This window comes from Streptococcus oralis (genome assembly GCF_003943385.1).
In the GTDB taxonomy this organism is placed as follows: Bacteria; Bacillota; Bacilli; order Lactobacillales; family Streptococcaceae; genus Streptococcus; species Streptococcus oralis_CA.
Map to the genome: position 1 here is coordinate 11,461 of NZ_RJPI01000014.1, position 20,713 is coordinate 32,173.

The window sequence follows — 20,713 nt, forward strand, 5'->3', positions numbered from 1 at the left end:
TATGTCTTTTAAAGTGCTACATAGAGGATACCAACATATCCGACTATCATCTTCTTTTTCACTCACCTTGGATATTCAAGACTATCTTCGTTCCTTGGCGAGAGATGAGAAGGGAATTGAGTCTATCCAGTTTTACATGGATCAACAGCACTTTACTCTACGTATAAAAGAAGGCTTTTCTGTATTAGATAATGCAGAAGCCTTTTTAAAAAGAATTGATAGAGGGAAAGTTTCTGAGTTGCTGACTCTTCCCATTCGTAGAGAAGATAGTGCCTATTCTATTGTTTCAGGTGCAGCGATTAAGCGTGTGCTTTTTCGTAGTCTTGTACCGTCTCCTATTCGCTATATATGGACTTGTTATCAGGCTCTGGGGTATGTCAAAGAAGCTTATCAGACCCTAGCGCGTAAGGAACTAACGATGGAGGTTTTGGACTGTTCGGCTATTTTATTATCCTTGTTTATGAACCAATCCAAGACTGCTAGCAACATCATGTTTATGCTTGATTTGGGGAATCATTTAGATCAGTGGTCCTTGAAAAAAACTGCAACAGATTTAGAACAGAGTCTTCTTGCAAAAGAGAGCGATGTATTCCTAGTACAGGGCGATACGGTTGTTAGTATCAAGAGTTCCGATGTTCAAATAGGAGATGTTTTGGTCTTATCTCAAGGAAATGAAATTCTGTTTGATGGACAAGTAGTTTCAGGTTTAGGTATGGTCAACGAAAGTTCCTTGACGGGAGAGAGTTTTCCAGTTGAAAAAAGAGAGTCTGATTTGGTTTGTGCAAATACAGTATTAGAAACTGGAGAGTTACGCATTCGTGTAACCGATAATCAGATGAACAGCCGGATTTTACAACTGATTGAGTTGATGAAGAAATCTGAAGAAAACAAGAAAACGAAACAACGCTATTTCATCAAAATGGCGGACAAGGTCGTCAAATATAATTTCTTGGGGGCTGGGCTGACTTACCTATTGACAGGTTCTTTTTCTAAGGCTATTTCTTTCCTATTGGTCGATTTCTCCTGCGCTTTGAAAATCTCTACTCCTGTAGCTTATTTGACAGCTATCAAGGAGGGGTTGAACCGTGAAATGGTGATTAAGGATGGAGATGTTTTGGAGAAATATCTGGAAGTTGATACTTTCTTGTTTGATAAGACGGGAACAATCACAACTAGCTATCCGATAGTTGAAAAGGTGTTACCTTTTGGGGACTATAGTGAGGAAGATATTCTCAGAATCAGTGCCTGTCTTGAGGAACACATTTATCATCCTATTGCTAATGCCATCGTCAAGCAAGCTGAGATAGAGGGGATTGAACATGAGGAAATGCATGGGAAACTCCAATATATCGCAAGCAAGGGGATCAAATCTCATATAGATGGCCAACCAGTTCTTATTGGGAATTATGTCTTGATGCAGGATGAGCAGATTCATATCAGTTCAGAACAAAATGCTTTAATTGAAGAGTACAAGAGTCACTACAATCTCTTATTCTTGGCTTATCAGAATGAATTGATTGGAATGTTCTGCATTCATACTCCTTTGAGAAAAGAAGCAAAAACAGCCTTGGAGAAACTTAAGGCACAGGGGAAAAAATTGATTCTGGCAACAGGGGACACCTTGGTTAGGACAGAGGAATTAGTCAAAGATTTGCCCTTTGATCAGGTCTATACAGACTTGAAACCTGATGGGAAATTTGAGTTAGTAGAGGAACTGCAGAAAGCAGGTCACACTATTTTGATGGTTGGAGATGGATTGAATGACTCAGCGGCTCTAACCCTATCAGATATCGGTGTGGTGATGAATGAGAGTGCAGATATTTCTAAGCAGATGAGTGATATCTTATTGTTAGATAATCGCTTGGATTTCTTCCAAGAGTTGGATTCGCTATCATCATCTTTGCAAACACTCATTAAGAAGAATATTCAAGATACCGTTGTCGTAAATAGTAGTTTGATTGGCTTTGGCTTGTTTAACTGGCTCAGTCCTTCAAATCTCTCTATCTTACATAATCTAACAACCTTACGCATTGTACTGCGTAGCCTGTCTATTAAGGGATAGGTGGGGACTATTCACAGCAAAAAGGAGTTACCTTTCTCGAGGTTAACTCCTTTGTTTATAGGTAAATGTTGAACAATTTAGTAAGTCAATACAAAGTATTTTTTCTTCCCGCGGCGGATAACAGTGAGTTCGTTTTCGAGCTTGTCTGCGTCGCTCAAGACATAGTCAAGGTCTTGGATGCGGTCGCCGTTAACGTAGATAGCTCCGTTTTGAACATCTTCACGGGCTTGGCGTTTTGAGTTGACCACGCCAGATGACACGAGTATTTCCACAATGTTGTGGTTTTCGTCAGCTTGGACTTGGTAGTTTGGCACACCGCGAAGTCCTTGTTTGAGTTCTTTAACAGAAAGGTTTTTGATGTTTCCTTCAAAGAGCTGCTCAGTGATGTTAAGGGCTTCTTTGTAAGCTTCTTCTCCGTGAACAAGAGTCACGACTTCACGAGCCAAGACTTTTTGTGCCAAGCGTTCGTGTGGAGCTGCTTCAAACTGTTTGCGGATGTCTTCAATCTCATCGAGTGACAAGAAGGTAAAGATTTTCAAGAAGCGAACGGCGTCAGCATCCATGACGTTCATCCAGAATTGGTACATTTCGTATGGAGATGTCTTTTCCGGGTTGAGCCAGACTGCGTTTCCTTCTGACTTACCAAATTTCTTACCAGTCGCATCAGTGATGAGGGGAACTGTGATAACGTGACCTGTCTTGTCAGCCTTACGACGAAGCAATTCGGTACCAGCGGTCATATTTCCCCACTGGTCAGAACCACCGATTTGAAGGGTTACGTTGTGGTCTTGGTTAAGGACGTAGAAGTCATATCCTTGCATGATTTGGTAAGCGAACTCAGTGTAAGAAATCCCTGTTTCAATCCGTTTCTTCACAGACTCCTTGCTCATCATGTAGTTGACAGTGAAGTATTTCCCGATATCACGGAGGAAGTCAATGAAGCTGATGCTGCCAAACCAGTCGTAGTTGTTGACCATGACAGCTTTATTTTCCCCATTTTCAAAGTCAAGAAAACGAGAAAGTTGTCCTTGGATAGACTTGACCCAGCCATCTACTGTGTCTTTTGTTTGGAGACTACGCTCAGCATCTTTGAAGGACGGATCTCCAATGAGACCTGTAGCACCGCCAACGAGCGCATAAGGTTTGTGACCTGCTAATTGCAAACGACGACTTGTCAAGATTGCGACAAGGTGGCCTAGGTGAAGGCTGTCAGCAGTTGGATCGTAGCCAGTATAATAAGAAACTTGACCTTCTTCTAGGGCTTTACGCAAAGCTTCTTCATCAGTCGTTTGAAAAATCAAACCACGCTCTTTTAGCTCATCAAAAATGTGCATATGTCTTTTCTCCTTTATAAAATATTGTTTCTACCTATTGTATCACAAACTTGGGCAATAGCCTAGTAGAATAGGGAAGAAAGTGGCTATTTTATTGAAAGTTTCCCTTTTATGGTATAATAGAGAAAGCGAGGACATTCATGAAAGAAAGAATTAATGAATTAAAAACAAAAATGCTGCATTTTTTCCAGCAGCTAATGCAACGAATTGCAAAATGGAAGAAAAAACAAGCAAGTAAAAAGACCGATAAGAAAGTAGCTTCTTCTAACAAAGTCAGAAGGGTTGGGCCCATTTTTGCTAAGATTTTGAGTGCTTTTAAAGTGACCTTCAACACTCTCTTTATCCTAGGATTTATCGGAGGTCTTCTTGGTGCTGGAGTGGCCATGGGCTATGGTGTCGCCTTATTTGATAAGGCTCAGGTTCCTCAGGCAGAGGTGTTGGTCAAGCAAGTGAAGGATATTGCCTCTATCTCAGAAATCACTTATTCTGACGGCAGTACCATTGCTTCGATTGAGGGCGATTTGTTGCGCACTTCAGTCGCTTCAGGTGCTATTTCGGATAATCTTAAAAAGGCTATCATTGCGACAGAGGACGAGAATTTCAACGAGCACAAGGGAGTTGTGCCTAAGGCCGTTATTCGTGCGACCTTGGGAACCTTTGTCGGTCTAGGGTCGTCCAGTGGTGGTTCGACCTTGACCCAGCAGGTTATCAAGCAGCAAGTGGTAGGGGATGCTCCCACTCTAGCTCGTAAGGCGACAGAAATCATAGATGCTCTAGCTTTAGAACGGGTTATGGGTAAGGATGAGATTTTAACAACCTACCTTAACATTGCTCCTTTTGGCCGCAATCACAAAGGTCAAAATATTGCAGGTGCCCAGCAGGCTGCAGAAGGAATTTTCGGTGTTAATGCTTCAGATTTGACGATACCTCAAGCGGCCTTTATCGCAGGCTTGCCACAGAGTCCGATTAGTTATTCCCCTTATGAATCTGATGGTAGTATGAAGAGTGATGAGGACATGGCTTTGGGGATTAAGCGTGCCAAGGATGTCCTCTACAACATGTACCGGACAGGGGCTCTAAGTCAGGAAGAGTACGATAAGTACAAAGATTATGACTTTAAGCAAGATTTTCTACCATCAGGTAGTGTCAACGGAAGCTCACGCGACTATCTTTACTTTGCAACCTTGGCAGAAGCTACTGATAGGATGTATGACTATCTGGTTGCGAGAGATCATGTATCTGCCCAAGAACTAAAGAATGAGTCCATCCAAAAAGCTTATCGTGATCTAGCCACTAAGGAAATTGAAAATGGTGGGTATAAGATTACGACAACTATCAATAAAAACGTTCATACCGCAATGCAAAATGCGGTTGCGACCTATGGCTATCTGCTAGACGATTCGACAGGCCAGCCTGAAGTAGGGAATGTCCTCATGGACAACCAAACGGGAGCTATTCTTGGCTTTGTTGGTGGCCGTAATTACCAAGAAAATCAGAACAATCACGCTATTGACACCAAGCGTTCTCCAGCTTCAACCACTAAGCCTATACTGGCCTATGGTATCGCGATTGACCAAGGTTTGATGGGAAGTGCAAGTGTCTTGTCTAACTATCCGACAAACTTTTCAAACGGCAATCCTATCATGTATGTCAATAGTCCTGGTACAGGGATGATGACCTTGGGAGAAGCCCTCAACTATTCATGGAATATCCCAGCCTACTGGACTTATCGTACGCTTCGGGAGAAGGGTGTTGATGTCAAGGGTTATATGGAAAAAATGGGTTATGAAATCCCAGAATATGGTATCGAAAGTTTACCGATGGGTGGAGGAATTGAGGTTACAGTCGCCCAGCATACCAACGGATATCAGACCTTGGCTAATAATGGAGTCTATCATAAGAAACATATGATTTCCAAGATCGAATCGACGACTGGACAAGTGATTTATGAATATAAAACTCAACCTGTCCAAGTTTATTCAAAAGCGACAGCGACCATCATGCAAAGTCTACTTCGTGATGTCATTTCATCTCGAGTTACGTCAAGTTTTCAGACTGATTTGGCCTCTATCAACCCAAGTCTGGCTCGTGCTGACTGGATTGGAAAGACTGGTACGACCAATGAAGATGAAAATATGTGGCTCATGCTTTCTACGCCACGCTTGACTCTAGGGGGCTGGTTAGGTCACGACGACAACCGACCACTAGCTAAAGGAGCAGGTCACTACCGCAATGCCAATTATATGGCCCACTTGGTCAATGCTATCCAGCAAGCTGAACCTGGAATATGGGGGAATGAGCGCTTTAATCTGGATTCAAGTGTGACCAAGTCTCAAGTCCTCAAATCGACAGGAGAGAAACCTGGCAAGGTCACAATCAATGGCAAAGAAGTCACCGTTTCAGGTTCTACAGTAACGAGCTATTGGGCTACTAAAGAAGGGGCGCCAGTAACCACTTACCGCTTTGCCATCGGAGGGAGCGATGCCGATTATCAAAATGCTTGGAAGAGCATTTTAGGAAGTTTACCCACTCTTCCTACCCCAACTCTCCCAAGTTCAAGTGGTAGTTCGGGAACAAGCTCATCAACTCGCTCAAATCAATCAAATCGATAGAATAAAAAAGTAGCATGATTCATTCAATAATATTTTTTCATGCTACTTTTTTCTTTTTTCATTTCGTGTTACAATAGGAGAATGAATAAGTATCAAAAGAAGATTTTTAAGGGAACTCTATATTCACTGTTGTCAGGTCTGATTTGGGGAATTTGTGGTATTTTAGGAGAATATTTTTTCGCCCATTATCAGGTGTCGTCTGGCTGGATCACTTCCATGCGCTTGCTAGTGGCAGGGAGTTTGGTTTTAGTTTTATCAGCCTTTCAGTTACGCACCCAGTTATTGGATATCTGGCGGGACAAGAAAAATTATCTGCCTTTTTTAGCCTATGCTATTCTAGGTATTTTTTCTGTGCAGTTTTTCTTTTATCTCTGTGTTGAGTATTCCAATGCGACGACAGCAACGATTTTGCAATTTATCAGTCCAGTTTTTATCTTGTTTTATAATCGTATCGTCTATCAAAAGAAGGCTTCTATCACAGCCATTCTCTATGTTTTGATTGCCATGTTGGGTGTTTTTTTGATGGCCACAAAAGGAGATTTGTCCCAGTTGTCCATGACTCCCTTAGCTTTGGTCACTGGACTCCTCAGTGCTGTAGGGGTTATGTTCAACGTTATCCTGCCTCAGCGTTTTGCACGTGACTATGGTTTTGTGCCGACTGTTGGTTGGGGGATGTTGCTAGCAGGTGTTTTTAGCAATTTTCTTTATCCTATTCATCAGATTACCTTCCAACTTGATGTGACGAGCCTTTTGATTTGTTTTACTATTGCTGTGTTTGGAACGGCTTTTGCTTTTTTCCTTTCGATGAAGGCTGTGCTACTCGTCTCACCGTTAGTTGTGTCAGTTGTGAGTGCCAGTGAACCTTTATCTTCCGCATTGTTAAGTGTGCTATTTCTAGGTATGGTTTTGGATGGTTTTCTAGCTTTGGCTATGATTTTGATTATCGTTCCAATGGTTTTCTTATCAATTGAGGAAACGAAGGAAAGGTAAAATGTTCTGTTCGAGTGCTTAAGGCTTCAAATTTGAAGCCTTTTTTGGTAGAATAGGTATCATTATAAGGAACCAGGAGGCGCCTATGACTGCCACAAAAATGAATGCTCAAGAAATTATCCAATTTATCGCCAATGCTGAAAAGAAAACCAGTGTTAAAGTAACCTTTGAAGGAGAACTCGCAACTGCTGTACCTAGCTCTGTTGTCAAACTAGGAAATGTCCTATTCGGAGACTGGAAGGATGTTGCTCCGCTTCTCGAAGGTTTAGTAGAAAATCAAGACTATGTTGTCGAGCAAGATGCTCGTAATTCTGCAGTTCCTTTGCTAGATAAACGTGCTATCAACGCTCGTATCGAGCCGGGTGCTATTATCCGTGACCAGGTCGAAATTGGTGACAATGCTGTTATCATGATGGGAGCAGTTATCAATATCGGTGCTGAAATCGGTGCAGGAACCATGATTGACATGGGTGCCATCCTTGGTGGCCGTGCTATCGTTGGGAAAAACAGTCACGTTGGTGCAGGTGCAGTTTTGGCGGGTGTGATTGAGCCAGCTAGTGCTGAACCAGTCCGTGTCGGAGACAATGTTCTTATCGGTGCCAATGCAGTGGTTATTGAAGGAGTCCAAATCGGCAGTGGTTCAGTTGTTGCAGCAGGAGCTATTGTTACCCAAGATGTTCCAGAAAACGTTGTAGTAGCAGGTGTTCCAGCTCGTATCATCAAAGAAATTGATGCCCAAACCCAACAAAAAACAGCGCTTGAGGATGCGCTTCGTACCTTGTAATTGTAAAAGTAAAAAAGAGGCGGAACCCTTTTTCCAGCCTCTTTCTTCTATCAAAAGGAGGATCGATAGATGTTAGATTTGATTCAGACTAGACGAGATTTGCACCAGATTCCAGAGATTGGCTTGGAGGAATTCAAGACCCAGGCTTATTTGCTGGATGTGATTGAAAAATTGACTACGGGCAAGGATTTTGTTCAAATTCGTACTTGGCGAACAGGGATTTTGGTCTACCTGCAGGGAAGTCAGCCGGCGCAGACTATTGGTTGGCGGACAGATATTGATGGCCTGCCTATCGTCGAACAAACAGGCCTGCCTTTTGCTTCCCAGCACCAAGGTCGCATGCATGCCTGTGGCCATGATTTTCATATGACCATTGCCTTGGGCTGTCTCGAACGCGCCCTGGAGGAACAACCCAAGAATAATCTGCTCTTTCTATTTCAGCCTGCTGAAGAAAATGAAGCTGGTGGGATGCTCATGTATGAGGACAGCGCTTTTGGGGACTGGCTACCAGACCAATTCTATGGCCTTCATGTTCGTCCGGAACTGAAGGTCGGACAGATTGCGACCAATACACACACTCTCTTTGCAGGGACCTGTGAGGTGAAAATTCGTTTCAAAGGAAAAGGAGGACACGCAGCTTTTCCGCATGAAGCTAATGACGCCTTGGTGGCTGCTAGTTACTTTGTGACCCAAGTACAGTCAGTTGTCAGCCGCAATGTCAACCCAATCGAGGGGGCGGTGGTGACTTTTGGTCTTTTCCAAGCTGGAACAACCAACAATGTCATCACAGACACAGCTTTTTTACATGGAACCATTCGGGCCTTGACACAGGACATGAGTCTCTTGGTACAAAAAAGAGTCAAAACAGTCGCAGAGGGAGTTGCGGCAGCCTTTGGTATGGAAGTCGAAGTGGAACTCAAGCAAGGAGGCTACCTACCTGTTGAGAACAATCCAGTCTTGGCGCGTGAACTAATGACATTCTTTGAAGAGAAAGATGGAATCGAGTTGATTGATATCGAGCCTGCTATGACAGGTGAAGACTTTGGTTATCTCCTTTCGAAGGTTGATGGCGTTATGTTCTGGCTGGGTATCGATAGTCCCTACGCCCTTCATCACCCTCAGATGAGCCCTAAGGAAGATGCCTTAGCTATTGGGGTTGATGCGGTCTCTAGTTTCCTGAAAAAGAAGGCGGCAGAGTAGAGGTATTATCTATGAAAGCAGAACTACGCAAGAAAATTTTGCAAGAAATGAAGGCTCTATCTCAGGAGCAAAAACAGGCTATGGATCGAGCTTTAACAGAGCGATTTTTAAAGCATCCTTTTTACCAAGAAGCTAAGGTCATCGCAACCTATCTCTCCTTCCCTCATGAATTTCAAACGCAAGGATTGATCAAGCAGGCGCTGAAGGAGGGCAAAAAGGTTCTGATACCCAAAACCTATCCCAAGGGGCGCATGGAGTTTGTGGTCTATGATCCGCAGCAGTTGGCAAAAACGTCCTTTGGTTTACTGGAACCGCAAGGAGACTTGGAAGTGGTGGAACCGTCTCAGATTGATTTAATTCATGTTCCGGGCTTGGCTTTTACAACAGAGGGTTATCGGATCGGATATGGTGGAGGTTATTATGACCGCTATCTGGAACATTTTACTGGTCATACTTTGAGTACGGTTTATCCTTGTCAAATTCAGGAGTTTAACTTGGAAAACCATGATATTCCCGTCCAGGAGGTGCTAATAGATGAAGGAAATCTTTGATAAACGTTACCCTGTGACGAGTTTCTTTCTCCTAGTAACAGCATTGGTATTTCTCTTGATGCTGATTACTACGGGTATCAACTTTGATCAAGCAAAAACTCTTTTTCAGTTTGGAGCTATGTATGGACCGATCATTCGCCTGTTCCCTGAGCAGATTTGGCGCCTATTTTCGGCTATATTTGTGCACATTGGATGGGAGCATTTCATTGTCAATATGATTTCACTCTACTTTCTTGGACAACAGGTGGAGGAGATTTTCGGCTCTAAGCAATTTTTCCTTCTTTATCTCTTATCAGGAATGATGGGCAATCTCTTTGTTTTTGCTTTCACACCGAAAGTCCTAGCAGCAGGTGCCTCCACTTCTCTCTATGGATTATTTGCTGCGATTATCGTTTTGCGCTATGCGACTCGCAGCCCCTATATCCAGCAGTTGGGGCAATCCTACCTGACGCTTTTCGTGATCAATATCATTGGAAGTATTCTGATTCCAGGAATCAGCCTAGCAGGGCATATTGGTGGTGCAATAGGCGGTGCCTTTCTAGCAGTCATCTTTCCAGTCAAATGGGAAAAAAGGATGTATAGCTCTGGGCAGCGAATCGGAGCAACCCTACTTTTTGTCGCACTAGCTGTTTTCCTTTTCTACAAAGGGATGAGATAAGTGCAAATAAAAGAAGAACTAGGATAGTTAACCATCCTAGTTCTTCTTTTGTTATAGATTATTTTTTTAATTTCTCTCCAGCTAACTCTTTTCCAAGTTGGATGAGGTAGTCTTTCAAATCATCTTTGACTTGAGGGTGTCTCAGAGCGTAGTCGATGGATGTTTTCATAAAGCCAAACTTGTCTCCGACATCGTAACGAGCTCCCTTGAACTCACGAGCAAATACACGTTGTGTTTTATTGAGGGTGTCAATCGCATCCGTCAACTGGATTTCATTTCCAGCACCTGGAGCTTGGTTTTCCAGAATTTGGAAAATCTCAGGTGTGAGGAGGTAGCGTCCGATGATAGCGAGATCGCTAGGAGCGTCCTCTGGGGCTGGTTTTTCAACGAAGGTTTCAACGCTGTAAAGACCATCTTTTCCTTCGCCTTGTGGATCAATAACTCCATAGGCAGATACTTCATCGTGAGGGACAGGCATGACAGCGATAGTAGACGCGTGGGTACGTTCATAGTCATCCATGAGTTGTTTGGTGAGCGGAACAGCCTTTTCATTAGTGATATCCATCAAGTCATCCCCAAGCATCACGACAAAAGGTTCATTTCCGACGAAAGCCTTGGCTTGCAAAACAGCATCTCCGAGACCGCGTGGATGAGTTTGGCGGATAAAATGCAGACGCATGCCAGTTGTTTCATCAACTAGCTTCAAAAGATCTGTTTTCCCTTTTTCTTTGAGGTTGTATTCCAATTCGAAGTTTGAGTCAAAGTGGTCCTCGATGGAACGTTTTGACTTACCTGTAACAACCAAGATATCTTCGATTCCAGATTTGAGGGCTTCTTCAACGATAAATTGGATGGTTGGTTTGTCTACGATTGGCAACATTTCCTTGGCCAAGGCCTTAGTTGCAGGGAGGAAACGAGTTCCCAATCCAGCGGCAGGGATGACTGCTTTTCTGACTTTTTGTTTCATAATGTTCCTTTCTATAAGGGTCTAAGACCATTCGTTTTCTGCTTTAAATTCATTACTCATGATGTCGTTGATTGCTTCTTTGATATTGACACCTTCATAAATAACTCGGTAAATAGCCTGCGTGATTGGCATGTAGACACCCAATTCCTGAGCCAGTTCGTAAGCTGCTCGAGTCGTTGAAATTCCTTCAATGACCATGCCCATGTTAGCTTCGATGTCTGCGAGGGATTCTCCACGACCGAGGGCATCACCGGCCCTCCAGTTACGAGAGTGGACAGATGTCCCTGTTACGATCAAATCTCCAACTCCAGAAAGACCGCTATAAGTCAGAGGATTAGCTCCAAGAGCGACACCTAGACGGGTGATTTCAGCCAAGCCGCGGGCAATGATGGCTGCCTTGGCATTGTCACCAAATCCTAGGCCATGTAATGCACCCGCACCAACTGCAATGATGTTTTTAAGAGCACCAGCGGTTTCAACCCCGATAACATCCGTATTGGTATAGAGGCGGAAGTAGTGATTGCTAAAGAGATTTTGAACGTACTGGGCAGTTTCAAGGTCTTTAGAGGCTGCAGTGATCAAGGTAATGTCCCGTACAATAGTTTCCTCAGCGTGGCTAGGTCCTGAAACAACGACGATATCACTACGGAGATTGGCTGGAATTTCCTCTTCAAGAATAGTTGATAGGCGTTTGTGACTATCTGGTTCCAAGCCTTTGGAGGCATGCATGATGACAACCTTGTGATCGAGTACCTTTGCTACTTGTTGGGCAACCAGTCTCGTTACTTTTGTTGGGACAACAAATAAAACAGCGTCTACATTTTTCAATGTTTCTCCTAAGTCATGGTAGGCCTTGATGTTTTCGTCGAGTAGGATGTCTTTAAAGTAGCGTTTGTTTGTATGTTGACTATTGATTTCATCGATCTGGTCGGGAATATTTCCCCAAATCCGAACCTCGTGTCCATTGTCGTTTAGAACCTGCGAAAGGGCAGTTCCCCAAGAGCCAGGACCCAAGACAGCGATGGTTTGTTTCTTCATCTTCTCCTCCTTTTAAGAGTTCTCCTTTCATTTTATCATAAAAAGCCTTTTCATGCACCTACTTATAGGCAAAGATAGGATTTTAAGATAAAATACTTCTTTGACAAGATTCCTCTTTTTTGCTAGAATAGCATCAACATGAAAGAATGAGAGGAGCTGGCGAATTTCGTCACTCCCTTTTGTCTATCTGATTAGGAGGAAGTATGCTGATTGAAAAAATTAAAGCCTATAAATGGCAAGCCTTGGCATCCTTTGTGATGACAGGCTTGATGGTTGCGAGCTCGCTCTTGCAACCTCGCTATTTGCAGGAGGTTTTAGATGCTCTACTGGCTGGCCAACATGAGGCTATTTATAGTATTGGGGCATGGTTGATAGGAGTAGCCCTCGTGGGTCTGGTTGCAGGTGGTGTCAATGTTATTCTTGCATCCTATATCGCTCAGGGAGTATCTTCGGATCTTCGGGAAGATGCTTTTCGTAAGATCCAAACCTTTTCTTATGCCAACATTGAGCGGTTTAATGCTGGGAATTTAGTTGTCCGCATGACCAACGATATCAACCAAATTCAGAACATGGTGATGATGGTTTTCCAAATCCTCTTCCGTCTCCCTCTTCTCTTTATCGGTTCCTTTATCTTGGCAGTTCACACTCTTCCATCACTTTGGTGGGTGATTGTCCTCATGGTAGTGCTGATTTTTGCGCTTACAGGTATCATGATGGGAATGATGGGGCCGCGCTTCGCCAAGTTTCAAACTCTTCTTGAACGAATTAATGCCATCGCCAAGGAAAATCTACGTGGTGTGCGTGTGGTCAAATCCTTTGTGCAGGAAAAAGAGCAATTTGACAAGTTTACTGAGGTCTCAGATGAGCTTCTGGGACAAAATATTTATATTGGCTATGCCTTTTCAGTAGTGGAACCTTTTATGATGCTCATTGGGTACGGAGCGGTTTTCCTCTCCATCTGGTTGGTTGCGGGAATGGCTCAGTCGGATCCGTCAGTCGTTGGTTCTATTGCTTCCTTTGTTAACTATCTCAGTCAGATTATCTTTACAATCGTCATGGTTGGATTTTTAGGGAATTCTGTCAGTCGGGCTATGATTTCGATGATGCGTATCCGTGAGGTTCTAGATACCGAGCCAGCGATGACTTTTAAGGATCTTCCAGATGAGGATCTAGAAGGAAGTCTCTCTTTTGAAAATGTGACCTTCACTTATCCTACCGATGAAGAGCCCATGCTTAAGAATGTAAGCTTTGAAGTTGCACCAGGTCAGATGGTCGGTGTGGTGGGGGCGACTGGGGCAGGTAAGTCCACCCTTGCCCAGCTAATTCCACGACTTTTTGATCCACAGGAGGGCTCTATCAAGATTGGTGGCAAGGACATTCGAGATGTCAGCGAGGGAACCTTGCGTAAAACGGTCTCCATCGTCTTGCAAAGAGCCATTCTCTTTAGTGGGACTATTGCAGATAATCTCCGTCAAGGAAAAGGAAATGCCAGCGTATCCGAGCTTGAACGTGCGGCGCGTATCGCCCAAGCCAGTGAATTTATTGGACGCATGGAAAACAAATTTGAGAGTCAGGTCGAAGAACGTGGCACCAACTTTTCTGGTGGACAAAAACAACGGATGTCGATTGCCCGTGGGATTGTCAGCAATCCCCGTATCCTGATTTTTGACGATTCGACTTCAGCCTTGGATGCCAAGTCAGAGAGACTCGTTCAGGAGGCTTTGAACAAAGACCTGAAAGGGACAACAACGATTATCATCGCTCAAAAAATCAGTTCAGTCGTCCATGCAGACAAGATTTTGGTCTTGGACCAAGGGCGCTTGATTGGAGAAGGACGGCATGCAGACTTGGTAGCTAACAATGCCATCTACCGTGAAATCTACGAAACACAAAAGGGAAAGGAGGAATAAAATGAAAACTGTTCGATTTTTCTGGAATTATTTTAAAGTTTACAAGTTCTCCTTTGCCATTGTGATTCTGATGGTTGCGATTGCGACAATTGCCCAAGCCCTCTTTCCTGTTTTTTCAGGTCAAGCAGTGACGGAGCTCGCTAATCTGGTTCTAGCTTATCAAAATGGGACTTCCGAACTAGCCTGGCAAAGTTTGTCAGCTCTGATGCTGAATCTAGCCCTGGTTGTGCTGGTTTTGGTAGTGTCCAGTTTGATTTACATGGCCTTGATGACCCGTGTAATTGCTGAGTCAACTAATGAGATGCGTAAGGGCCTCTTTGGCAAACTTTCTCGTTTGACGGTTTCTTTCTTTGACCGCCATCAGGATGGCGATATCCTTTCTCGCTTCACTAGTGACTTAGACAATATCCTTCAAGCCTTCAATGAAAGTCTAGTTCAGGTTATGAGCAATATTGCTCTTTACATCGGTTTGATTTTTGTCATGTTTTCAAAAAATATGACGCTAGCCCTGATAACAGTAGCCAGCACTCCAGTGGCCTTTCTCATGTTGGTCTTCATTGTGAAAATGGCCCGCAAATACACCAATCTCCAGCAAAAAGAGGTTGGGAAACTCAACGCCTACATGGATGAAAGTATTTCAGGGCAGAAAGCTGTTATTGTACAAGGAATTCAAAACGACATCGTAGCAGGCTTTGTGGAGCGAAATGAGCGCGTGCGCAAGGCAACCTTTAAAGGGAGAATGTTCTCAGGAATCCTCTTTCCTGTTATGAATGGGATGAGTTTGGTTAATACAGCCATCGTTATTTTTGCAGGTTCTGCGGTCTTGCTGAACGATCCAAGTATCGAAACAACGACAGCCCTAGGTTTGATCGTCATGTTTACCCAATTTTCTCAGCAGTACTACCAGCCGATTATCCAGGTGGCTGCGAGTTGGGGGAGCCTCCAGTTGGCCTTTACTGGGGCGGATCGTATCCAAGAAATGTTTGATGCAGAAGAAGAGATTCGCCCGCAAAATGCACCAGCATTTACGGAATTACGAGAAGGTGTTGAAATCAGTCATATTGATTTCTCTTATGTGCCTGACAAGCCGATTTTGAAAGATGTTAGCATTTCAGCTCCTAAGGGGCAGATGGTAGCAGTTGTCGGTCCGACTGGTTCAGGGAAAACGACCATCATGAACCTCATCAATCGCTTCTACGATGTGGATGCAGGTAGCATTTCCTTTGATGGCAAAGATATCCGAGACTACGACTTGGACAGCCTGCGGAGCAAGGTCGGGATTGTCCTGCAGGATTCGGTCTTGTTTAGTGGAACAATCCGAGACAATATCCGCTTTGGTGTGCCAGATGCCAGTCAGGAAATGGTCGAAGCAGCTGCTAAGGCAACTCATATTCATGACTACATCGAAAGCTTGCCTGATAAGTATGATACCCTTATTGATGATGAGCAAAACATCTTCTCAACTGGTCAGAAACAATTGATTTCCATTGCTCGGACCTTGATGACAGATCCCCAAGTTTTAATCTTAGATGAAGCGACTTCCAATGTGGATACCGTAACAGAAAGCAAGATTCAACATGCCATGGAGGCGGTTGTGGCAGGACGAACCAGTTTTGTCATTGCCCATCGTTTAAAGACCATCCTCAATGCCGATCAGATTATTGTCCTCAAAGATGGAGAGGTCATTGAACGTGGAAATCATCACGAGTTGCTCAAGCTCGGCGGCTTCTACTCAGAACTGTATCACAATCAATTTGTCTTCGAATAAGAAAGAAGTTGTCCTCTTGGGCAACTTCTTTCTTATCCATAAAAAATACTTATCACGGTCTTTAAAAAAACATATTAGACAGCAGAGAGCTTGAATGATAAGATAGGACTATCGTTAGAAAATTGAAAGGAGACACATCATGGCTAGAACGGTTGTAGGAGTTGCTGCAAATCTATGTCCTGTAGATGCAGAAGGGAAAAACATCCACTCATCTGTATCCTGTAAATTCGCAGAGAGCATTCGTCAAGTCGGCGGTCTCCCTTTAGTGATTCCTGTAGGAGATGAGTCCATTGTTCGCGATTATGTGGAAATGATCGACAAACTCATCTTGACAGGTGGGCAAAATGTCCATCCTCAGTTTTATGGAGAGAAAAAGACCATTGAGAGCGACGATTACAACCTAGTCCGTGATGAATTTGAATTGGCACTCTTGAGAGAAGCACTTCATCAGAATAAGCCCATTTTGGCAATCTGCCGTGGGGTTCAGCTGGTCAATGTTGCTTTTGGTGGCACTCTTCACCAAGAAATTGAAGGTCACTGGCAAGGTTTGCCTTTTGGAACCTCTCATTCTATTGAGACAGTAGAAGGAAGCGTGGTGGCTAAGTTGTTCGGAAAAGAAAGTCAGGTCAACTCAGTCCATCGTCAAAGTATTAAAGATCTGGCGCCTAATTTCCGTGTGACAGCGGTGGATCCTCGAGACCAGACTATTGAAGCGATTGAGTCTATCGACGAGCACCGTATCATCGGTTTGCAGTGGCATCCAGAGTTTCTGGTCAATGAAGAAGATGGCAATTTAGAACTATTTGAGTATTTATTAAATGAATTGTAACGGTTAGAGACTCTAGCCGTTTTTATTCGTCCTTTCAGATTTTTTATATTTTAGCAAATTTACGCAAACGTTTGAATTCTGATAAAAATTGGGCAAATTCAATAAAAAAGCTTGAAAAAATCGAAGGTAAGCGTTATGATAGAAAAGAAGAAATTTTGGAGGATTATCATGTCACATATTAAATTTGATTATTCAAAAGTTTTAGACAAATTTGTTGCCCCACATGAAGTGGAATACATGCAAGCACAAGTAACAGCTGCAGACGATTTGATTCGTAAAGGAACTGGTGCTGGTAGCGACTTTTTGGGTTGGTTGGACCTTCCTGAAAATTATGACCGCGAAGAATTCGACCGCATCTTGAAAGCTGCTGAGCAAATCAAATCAGACAGCGATGTTTTGGTTGTGATCGGTATCGGTGGATCTTACCTTGGTGCCAAAGCAGCCATCGACTTCTTGAACCACCACTTTGCTAACTTGCAAACAAAAGAAGAACGCAAAGCTCCACAAATCCTTTATGCTGGGAACTCAATCTCATCTACTTACCTTGCTGACTTGGTAGAGTACGTAGCTGACAAAGACTTCTCAGTAAACGTGATTTCTAAATCAGGTACAACAACAGAACCAGCAATTGCTTTCCGTGTCTTCAAAGAACTCTTGGTTAAGAAATACGGTCAAGAAGAAGCTAACAAACGTATCTACGCTACAACTGACCGCCAAAAAGGTGCTGTTAAGGTTGAAGCAGATGCCAACGGTTGGGAAACATTTGTGGTTCCAGATGACATCGGTGGACGCTTCTCAGTATTGACAGCAGTTGGATTGCTTCCAATCGCTGCATCAGGTGCTGACATTAAAGCCCTTATGGAAGGTGCGAACGCAGCTCGTAAAGACTACACTTCAGATAAACTTTCAGAAAATGAAGCTTACCAATACGCAGCAGTTCGTAACATCCTTTACCGCAAAGGCTATGCGACTGAAATCTTGGTAAACTACGAGCCATCGCTTCAATACTTCTCAGAATGGTGGAAACAATTGGCTGGTGAGTCAGAAGGGAAAGACCAAAAAGGTATTTACCCAACTTCAGCCAACTTCTCAACTGACTTGCACTCACTTGGTCAATTTATCCAAGAAGGAACTCGCATCATGTTTGAAACAGTTGTCCGTGTTGACAAACCACGTAAGAACGTGATCATTCCTACTTTGGAAGAAGATCTTGATGGACTTGGTTACCTTCAAGGAAAAGACGTTGACTTTGTAAACAAAAAAGCAACTGATGGTGTTCTTCTTGCCCACACAGATGGTGATGTACCAAACATGTACGTGACTCTTCCAGAGCAAGACGCTTTCACTCTTGGTTACACTATCTACTTCTTCGAATTGGCTATCGCCCTTTCAGGTTACTTGAATGCCATCAACCCATTTGACCAATCAGGTGTTGAAGCTTACAAACGTAACATGTTTGCCCTTCTTGGAAAACCAGGATTTGAAGAATTGAGTAAAGAACTTAACGCACGTCTATAATAGAAGAAAAGAGTGGTTTGTCCACTCTTTTTACTCTCTTTATTCGTAGACATTGGACTCAGGCGAGACTTGTGATATAATATAGAAAGCAAAAAGGCAGACGCCTAGAGACTTTATAGGAGAAACTATGTCAAAAGATATCCGCGTACGCTACGCACCAAGTCCAACAGGACTACTACACATCGGAAATGCCCGTACAGCATTGTTTAACTACCTTTACGCACGCCATCATGGCGGAACTTTTATCATTCGTATCGAAGATACTGACCGTAAACGTCATGTTGAGGATGGTGAACGTTCACAGCTTGAAAACCTTTGTTGGTTAGGCATGGATTGGGATGAAAGCCCAGAGACACATGAAAACTATCGCCAATCAGAGCGTTTGGAACTCTATCAAAAATACATCGACCAATTGTTAGCTGAAGGAAAAGCTTACAAATCATACGTTACAGAAGAAGAGTTGGCGGCTGAACGTGAACGCCAAGAAGCAGCTGGCGAAACACCACGCTACATCAATGAATATCTCGGCATGAGCGAAGAAGAAAAAGCAGCTTATATCGCAGAACGTGAAGAAGCAGGAATCATCCCAACGGTTCGTTTGGCTGTTAATGAATCTGGTATCTACAAATGGCATGATATGGTCAAAGGAGATATCGAATTTGAAGGTGGTAACATCGGTGGCGACTGGGTAATTCAAAAGAAAGACGGTTACCCAACTTACAACTTTGCCGTTGTTATTGATGACCATGATATGCAAATCTCTCATGTTATCCGTGGCGATGACCACATTGCCAACACACCAAAACAGCTTATGGTCTATGAAGCACTTGGTTGGGAAGCACCAGAGTTCGGTCACATGACTTTGATTATCAACTCTGAAACGGGTAAAAAATTGTCTAAACGGGACACCAATACCCTTCAGTTTATTGAAGACTACCGTAAGAAAGGCTATTTGCCAGAAGCTGTGTTTAACTTTATCGCCCTTCTTGGTTGGAATCCAGGTGGCGAAGATGAAATTTTCTCTCGTGAGGAATTGATTAAACTATTTGATGAAAATCGTCTCAGCAAGTCACCTGCTGCCTTTGATCAGAAGAAACTAGACTGGATGAGCAACGACTACATCAAGAGAGCAGAACTTGCTACTATCTTTGAAATGGCCAAACCTTACTTAGAAGAAGCAGGACGTTTGACTGACAAGTCTGAAAAAATGGTAGAACTCTACAAGCCACAAATGAAGTCAGTGGATGAAATCGTTCCATTGACAGATCTTTTCTTCTCAGATTTCCCAGAGTTGACAGACGCTGAGCGCGAGGTTATGGCAGGAGAAACCGTTCCTGTTGTTCTAGAAGCCTTCAAAGCGAAACTAGAAGCAATGACAGATGAGGAATTTGTGACAGAGAACATCTTCCCACAAATCAAAGCAGTTCAAAAAGAAACAGGTATCAAGGGTAAAAACCTCTTCATGCCGATTCGTATTGCTGTATCAGGGGAAATGCATGGACCAGAACTTCCAGATACGATTTACCTATTAGGTCGTGAAAAATCTATCCAGCATATCGAGAACATGCTCAAAGAGATTTCCGAATAAAAAGGACTTCCAATGGATATCTGGGAAAAGATGTACGAAGAAGCACGAACCTTATACAATCCTCATGAAGTTTCTGACTTTGTTTATGCTAACCATGTCGTTGCCGCGGTAGAAGCGGAAGATGGTCAGATATTCACAGGATTTTGTATGGAGGGCACTTGTGGCGTTTTTCATCTCTGTGCAGAACGAGCAGCTCTCTTCAATATGTATCAATTTTCAGGACAAACCAAAGTTAAGAAAATCCTCGCTTTTCGAGATAAACCGCCTTACGGTGAAAGTTCGGGTATGCCCTGTGGCGCATGCAGAGAATTTCTCTTAGAATTGAATGCTGAAAATAAAGAAGCAGAGTTCATGATGGACTACGAAGCAAGAAAAACAATCAAGGTTGCCGAATTGATCCCTTACTGGTGGGGAGAGGAACGCGCGACTAATTGGCAAACAAAATAGAGAGAGTCAGTTAAACTGGCTCTTTTCTATTATCATAGAAAAATTTGTATAGGAGATTAAAAAAAGATCTTGACAAAGTTTGAAAAGTAGGTATAATAGAAAGAGTTGAAAAACTCAAGGTCCGTTGGTCAAGGGGTTAAGACACCGCCTTTTCACGGCGGTAACACGGGTTCGAATCCCGTACGGACTATGTGTGTATCGCAGGGACGAAAAAAAGTAAAAAAAGTTTCAAAAAAGTGTTGACATAGGTCAACAGCTGTGATATACTAATATAGTTGTCGCTTGAGAGAGATTGAGTGACAAAGACCTTTGAAAACTGAACAAGACGAACCAATGTGCAGGGCACTATAACAAAGGTTATAGTACTGAACAATGAAAAAAACAANAAATCTGTCAGTGACAGAAATGAGTGAGAACTCAAACTTTTAATGAGAGTTTGATCCTGGCTCAGGACGAA

The 20,713-nt window shown here is 43.2% G+C and carries 16 protein-coding genes and 1 tRNA gene; 14 read left to right on the forward strand and 3 right to left on the reverse strand.

Annotated elements, in window-relative coordinates:
• Nucleotide 1 precedes the first annotated feature (1 nt).
• On the forward strand, nucleotides 2-2,062 hold the full coding sequence (locus D8803_RS08935) for a heavy metal translocating P-type ATPase (protein WP_131200877.1): 2,061 nt from the start codon (nucleotides 2-4) through the stop codon (nucleotides 2,060-2,062).
• Between the two features lie 77 nt (nucleotides 2,063-2,139).
• Here D8803_RS08935 and tyrS read toward each other — a convergent pair whose 3' ends face one another.
• Nucleotides 2,140-3,396 carry a tyrosine--tRNA ligase gene (gene tyrS / locus D8803_RS08940; protein ID WP_131200878.1) on the reverse strand — a complete coding sequence of 419 codons (1,257 nt, stop codon included), beginning with the start codon at nucleotides 3,394-3,396 and terminating at the stop codon, nucleotides 2,140-2,142.
• 140 nt (nucleotides 3,397-3,536) lie between these two features.
• On the opposite strand from tyrS, the gene pbp1b reads away from it, so the two are divergent.
• From pbp1b to D8803_RS08970, 6 genes are all read left to right on the forward strand, one after another.
• The gene (pbp1b, locus tag D8803_RS08945; RefSeq protein WP_131200879.1) at nucleotides 3,537-6,008 is read left to right on the forward strand and encodes a penicillin-binding protein PBP1B; all 2,472 of its coding nucleotides are present in this window, start codon (nucleotides 3,537-3,539) and stop codon (nucleotides 6,006-6,008) included.
• An 81-nt stretch (nucleotides 6,009-6,089) separates the two neighbouring features.
• Nucleotides 6,090-6,998, forward strand: a complete 909-nt coding sequence (locus tag D8803_RS08950) for a DMT family transporter (RefSeq protein WP_061418879.1) — start codon at nucleotides 6,090-6,092, stop codon at nucleotides 6,996-6,998.
• Nucleotides 6,999-7,083: 85 nt separating this feature from the next.
• Nucleotides 7,084-7,782 (forward strand): 2,3,4,5-tetrahydropyridine-2,6-dicarboxylate N-acetyltransferase, encoded by a 699-nt coding sequence (gene dapD / locus D8803_RS08955; protein ID WP_000127447.1) that lies wholly within the window; start codon nucleotides 7,084-7,086, stop codon nucleotides 7,780-7,782.
• A gap of 69 nt (nucleotides 7,783-7,851) precedes the next feature.
• Nucleotides 7,852-8,982, forward strand: a complete 1,131-nt coding sequence (locus D8803_RS08960) for an N-acetyldiaminopimelate deacetylase (protein ID WP_061418876.1) — start codon at nucleotides 7,852-7,854, stop codon at nucleotides 8,980-8,982.
• A gap of 11 nt (nucleotides 8,983-8,993) precedes the next feature.
• Nucleotides 8,994-9,533 carry a 5-formyltetrahydrofolate cyclo-ligase gene (locus tag D8803_RS08965; RefSeq protein WP_061418873.1) on the forward strand — a complete coding sequence of 180 codons (540 nt, stop codon included), beginning with the start codon at nucleotides 8,994-8,996 and terminating at the stop codon, nucleotides 9,531-9,533.
• Complete coding sequence (locus D8803_RS08970; RefSeq protein ID WP_061418870.1) at nucleotides 9,517-10,191, forward strand: rhomboid family intramembrane serine protease; 675 nt, start codon at nucleotides 9,517-9,519, stop codon at nucleotides 10,189-10,191. Before D8803_RS08965 ends, D8803_RS08970 begins: the two co-directional genes overlap by 17 nt.
• A gap of 58 nt (nucleotides 10,192-10,249) precedes the next feature.
• Here the strand turns inward: D8803_RS08970 and galU are convergent, their stop codons facing one another.
• Nucleotides 10,250-11,158: a UTP--glucose-1-phosphate uridylyltransferase GalU gene (gene galU, locus D8803_RS08975; protein WP_131200880.1), complete on the reverse strand. Its 909-nt coding sequence runs from the start codon at nucleotides 11,156-11,158 to the stop codon at nucleotides 10,250-10,252.
• Nucleotides 11,159-11,179: 21 nt separating this feature from the next.
• Complete coding sequence (locus D8803_RS08980; protein WP_061418864.1) at nucleotides 11,180-12,196, reverse strand: NAD(P)H-dependent glycerol-3-phosphate dehydrogenase; 1,017 nt, start codon at nucleotides 12,194-12,196, stop codon at nucleotides 11,180-11,182.
• Between the two features lie 203 nt (nucleotides 12,197-12,399).
• Here D8803_RS08980 and D8803_RS08985 point away from each other — a divergent pair, with 203 nt between their 5' ends.
• The 7 genes from D8803_RS08985 (at nucleotide 12,400) to D8803_RS09015 (ending at nucleotide 20,446) form a co-directional block, all read left to right on the forward strand.
• Nucleotides 12,400-14,106, forward strand: a complete 1,707-nt coding sequence (locus D8803_RS08985) for an ABC transporter ATP-binding protein (protein WP_131200881.1) — start codon at nucleotides 12,400-12,402, stop codon at nucleotides 14,104-14,106.
• A gap of 1 nt (nucleotide 14,107) precedes the next feature.
• Nucleotides 14,108-15,874 carry an ABC transporter ATP-binding protein gene (locus tag D8803_RS08990; protein ID WP_061418859.1) on the forward strand — a complete coding sequence of 589 codons (1,767 nt, stop codon included), beginning with the start codon at nucleotides 14,108-14,110 and terminating at the stop codon, nucleotides 15,872-15,874.
• Between the two features lie 139 nt (nucleotides 15,875-16,013).
• The gene (locus D8803_RS08995) at nucleotides 16,014-16,703 is read left to right on the forward strand and encodes a gamma-glutamyl-gamma-aminobutyrate hydrolase family protein (protein ID WP_000124765.1); all 690 of its coding nucleotides are present in this window, start codon (nucleotides 16,014-16,016) and stop codon (nucleotides 16,701-16,703) included.
• A gap of 168 nt (nucleotides 16,704-16,871) precedes the next feature.
• Nucleotides 16,872-18,221: a glucose-6-phosphate isomerase gene (locus tag D8803_RS09000; protein WP_131200882.1), complete on the forward strand. Its 1,350-nt coding sequence runs from the start codon at nucleotides 16,872-16,874 to the stop codon at nucleotides 18,219-18,221.
• A 127-nt stretch (nucleotides 18,222-18,348) separates the two neighbouring features.
• The gene (gene gltX / locus D8803_RS09005) at nucleotides 18,349-19,809 is read left to right on the forward strand and encodes a glutamate--tRNA ligase (protein ID WP_131200883.1); all 1,461 of its coding nucleotides are present in this window, start codon (nucleotides 18,349-18,351) and stop codon (nucleotides 19,807-19,809) included.
• A 12-nt stretch (nucleotides 19,810-19,821) separates the two neighbouring features.
• Nucleotides 19,822-20,256 carry a cytidine deaminase family protein gene (locus tag D8803_RS09010; RefSeq protein ID WP_131200884.1) on the forward strand — a complete coding sequence of 145 codons (435 nt, stop codon included), beginning with the start codon at nucleotides 19,822-19,824 and terminating at the stop codon, nucleotides 20,254-20,256.
• A gap of 118 nt (nucleotides 20,257-20,374) precedes the next feature.
• Nucleotides 20,375-20,446, forward strand: a tRNA-Glu gene (locus D8803_RS09015).
• Nucleotides 20,447-20,713 lie beyond the last annotated feature (267 nt).

Excerpts from the sequence above, each read along its gene's own strand:
- D8803_RS08950 (WP_061418879.1), top strand. The coding sequence starts at position 6,090 with ATGAATAAGTATCAAAAGAAGATTTTTAAGGGAACTCTATATTCACTG.
- D8803_RS08995 (WP_000124765.1), top strand. The coding sequence starts at position 16,014 with ATGGCTAGAACGGTTGTAGGAGTTGCTGCAAATCTATGTCCTGTAGAT.
- tyrS (WP_131200878.1), bottom strand. The coding sequence starts at position 3,396 with ATGCACATTTTTGATGAGCTAAAAGAGCGTGGTTTGATTTTTCAAACG.
- galU (WP_131200880.1), bottom strand. The coding sequence starts at position 11,158 with ATGAAACAAAAAGTCAGAAAAGCAGTCATCCCTGCCGCTGGATTGGGA.
- D8803_RS08960 (WP_061418876.1), top strand. The coding sequence starts at position 7,852 with ATGTTAGATTTGATTCAGACTAGACGAGATTTGCACCAGATTCCAGAG.
- D8803_RS08980 (WP_061418864.1), bottom strand. The coding sequence starts at position 12,196 with ATGAAGAAACAAACCATCGCTGTCTTGGGTCCTGGCTCTTGGGGAACT.
- D8803_RS08935 (WP_131200877.1), top strand. The coding sequence starts at position 2 with ATGTCTTTTAAAGTGCTACATAGAGGATACCAACATATCCGACTATCA.
- D8803_RS09000 (WP_131200882.1), top strand. The coding sequence starts at position 16,872 with ATGTCACATATTAAATTTGATTATTCAAAAGTTTTAGACAAATTTGTT.
- D8803_RS08985 (WP_131200881.1), top strand. The coding sequence starts at position 12,400 with ATGCTGATTGAAAAAATTAAAGCCTATAAATGGCAAGCCTTGGCATCC.
- D8803_RS08965 (WP_061418873.1), top strand. The coding sequence starts at position 8,994 with ATGAAAGCAGAACTACGCAAGAAAATTTTGCAAGAAATGAAGGCTCTA.
- D8803_RS08990 (WP_061418859.1), top strand. The coding sequence starts at position 14,108 with ATGAAAACTGTTCGATTTTTCTGGAATTATTTTAAAGTTTACAAGTTC.
- D8803_RS08970 (WP_061418870.1), top strand. The coding sequence starts at position 9,517 with ATGAAGGAAATCTTTGATAAACGTTACCCTGTGACGAGTTTCTTTCTC.
- gltX (WP_131200883.1), top strand. The coding sequence starts at position 18,349 with ATGTCAAAAGATATCCGCGTACGCTACGCACCAAGTCCAACAGGACTA.
- pbp1b (WP_131200879.1), top strand. The coding sequence starts at position 3,537 with ATGAAAGAAAGAATTAATGAATTAAAAACAAAAATGCTGCATTTTTTC.
- dapD (WP_000127447.1), top strand. The coding sequence starts at position 7,084 with ATGACTGCCACAAAAATGAATGCTCAAGAAATTATCCAATTTATCGCC.
- D8803_RS09010 (WP_131200884.1), top strand. The coding sequence starts at position 19,822 with ATGGATATCTGGGAAAAGATGTACGAAGAAGCACGAACCTTATACAAT.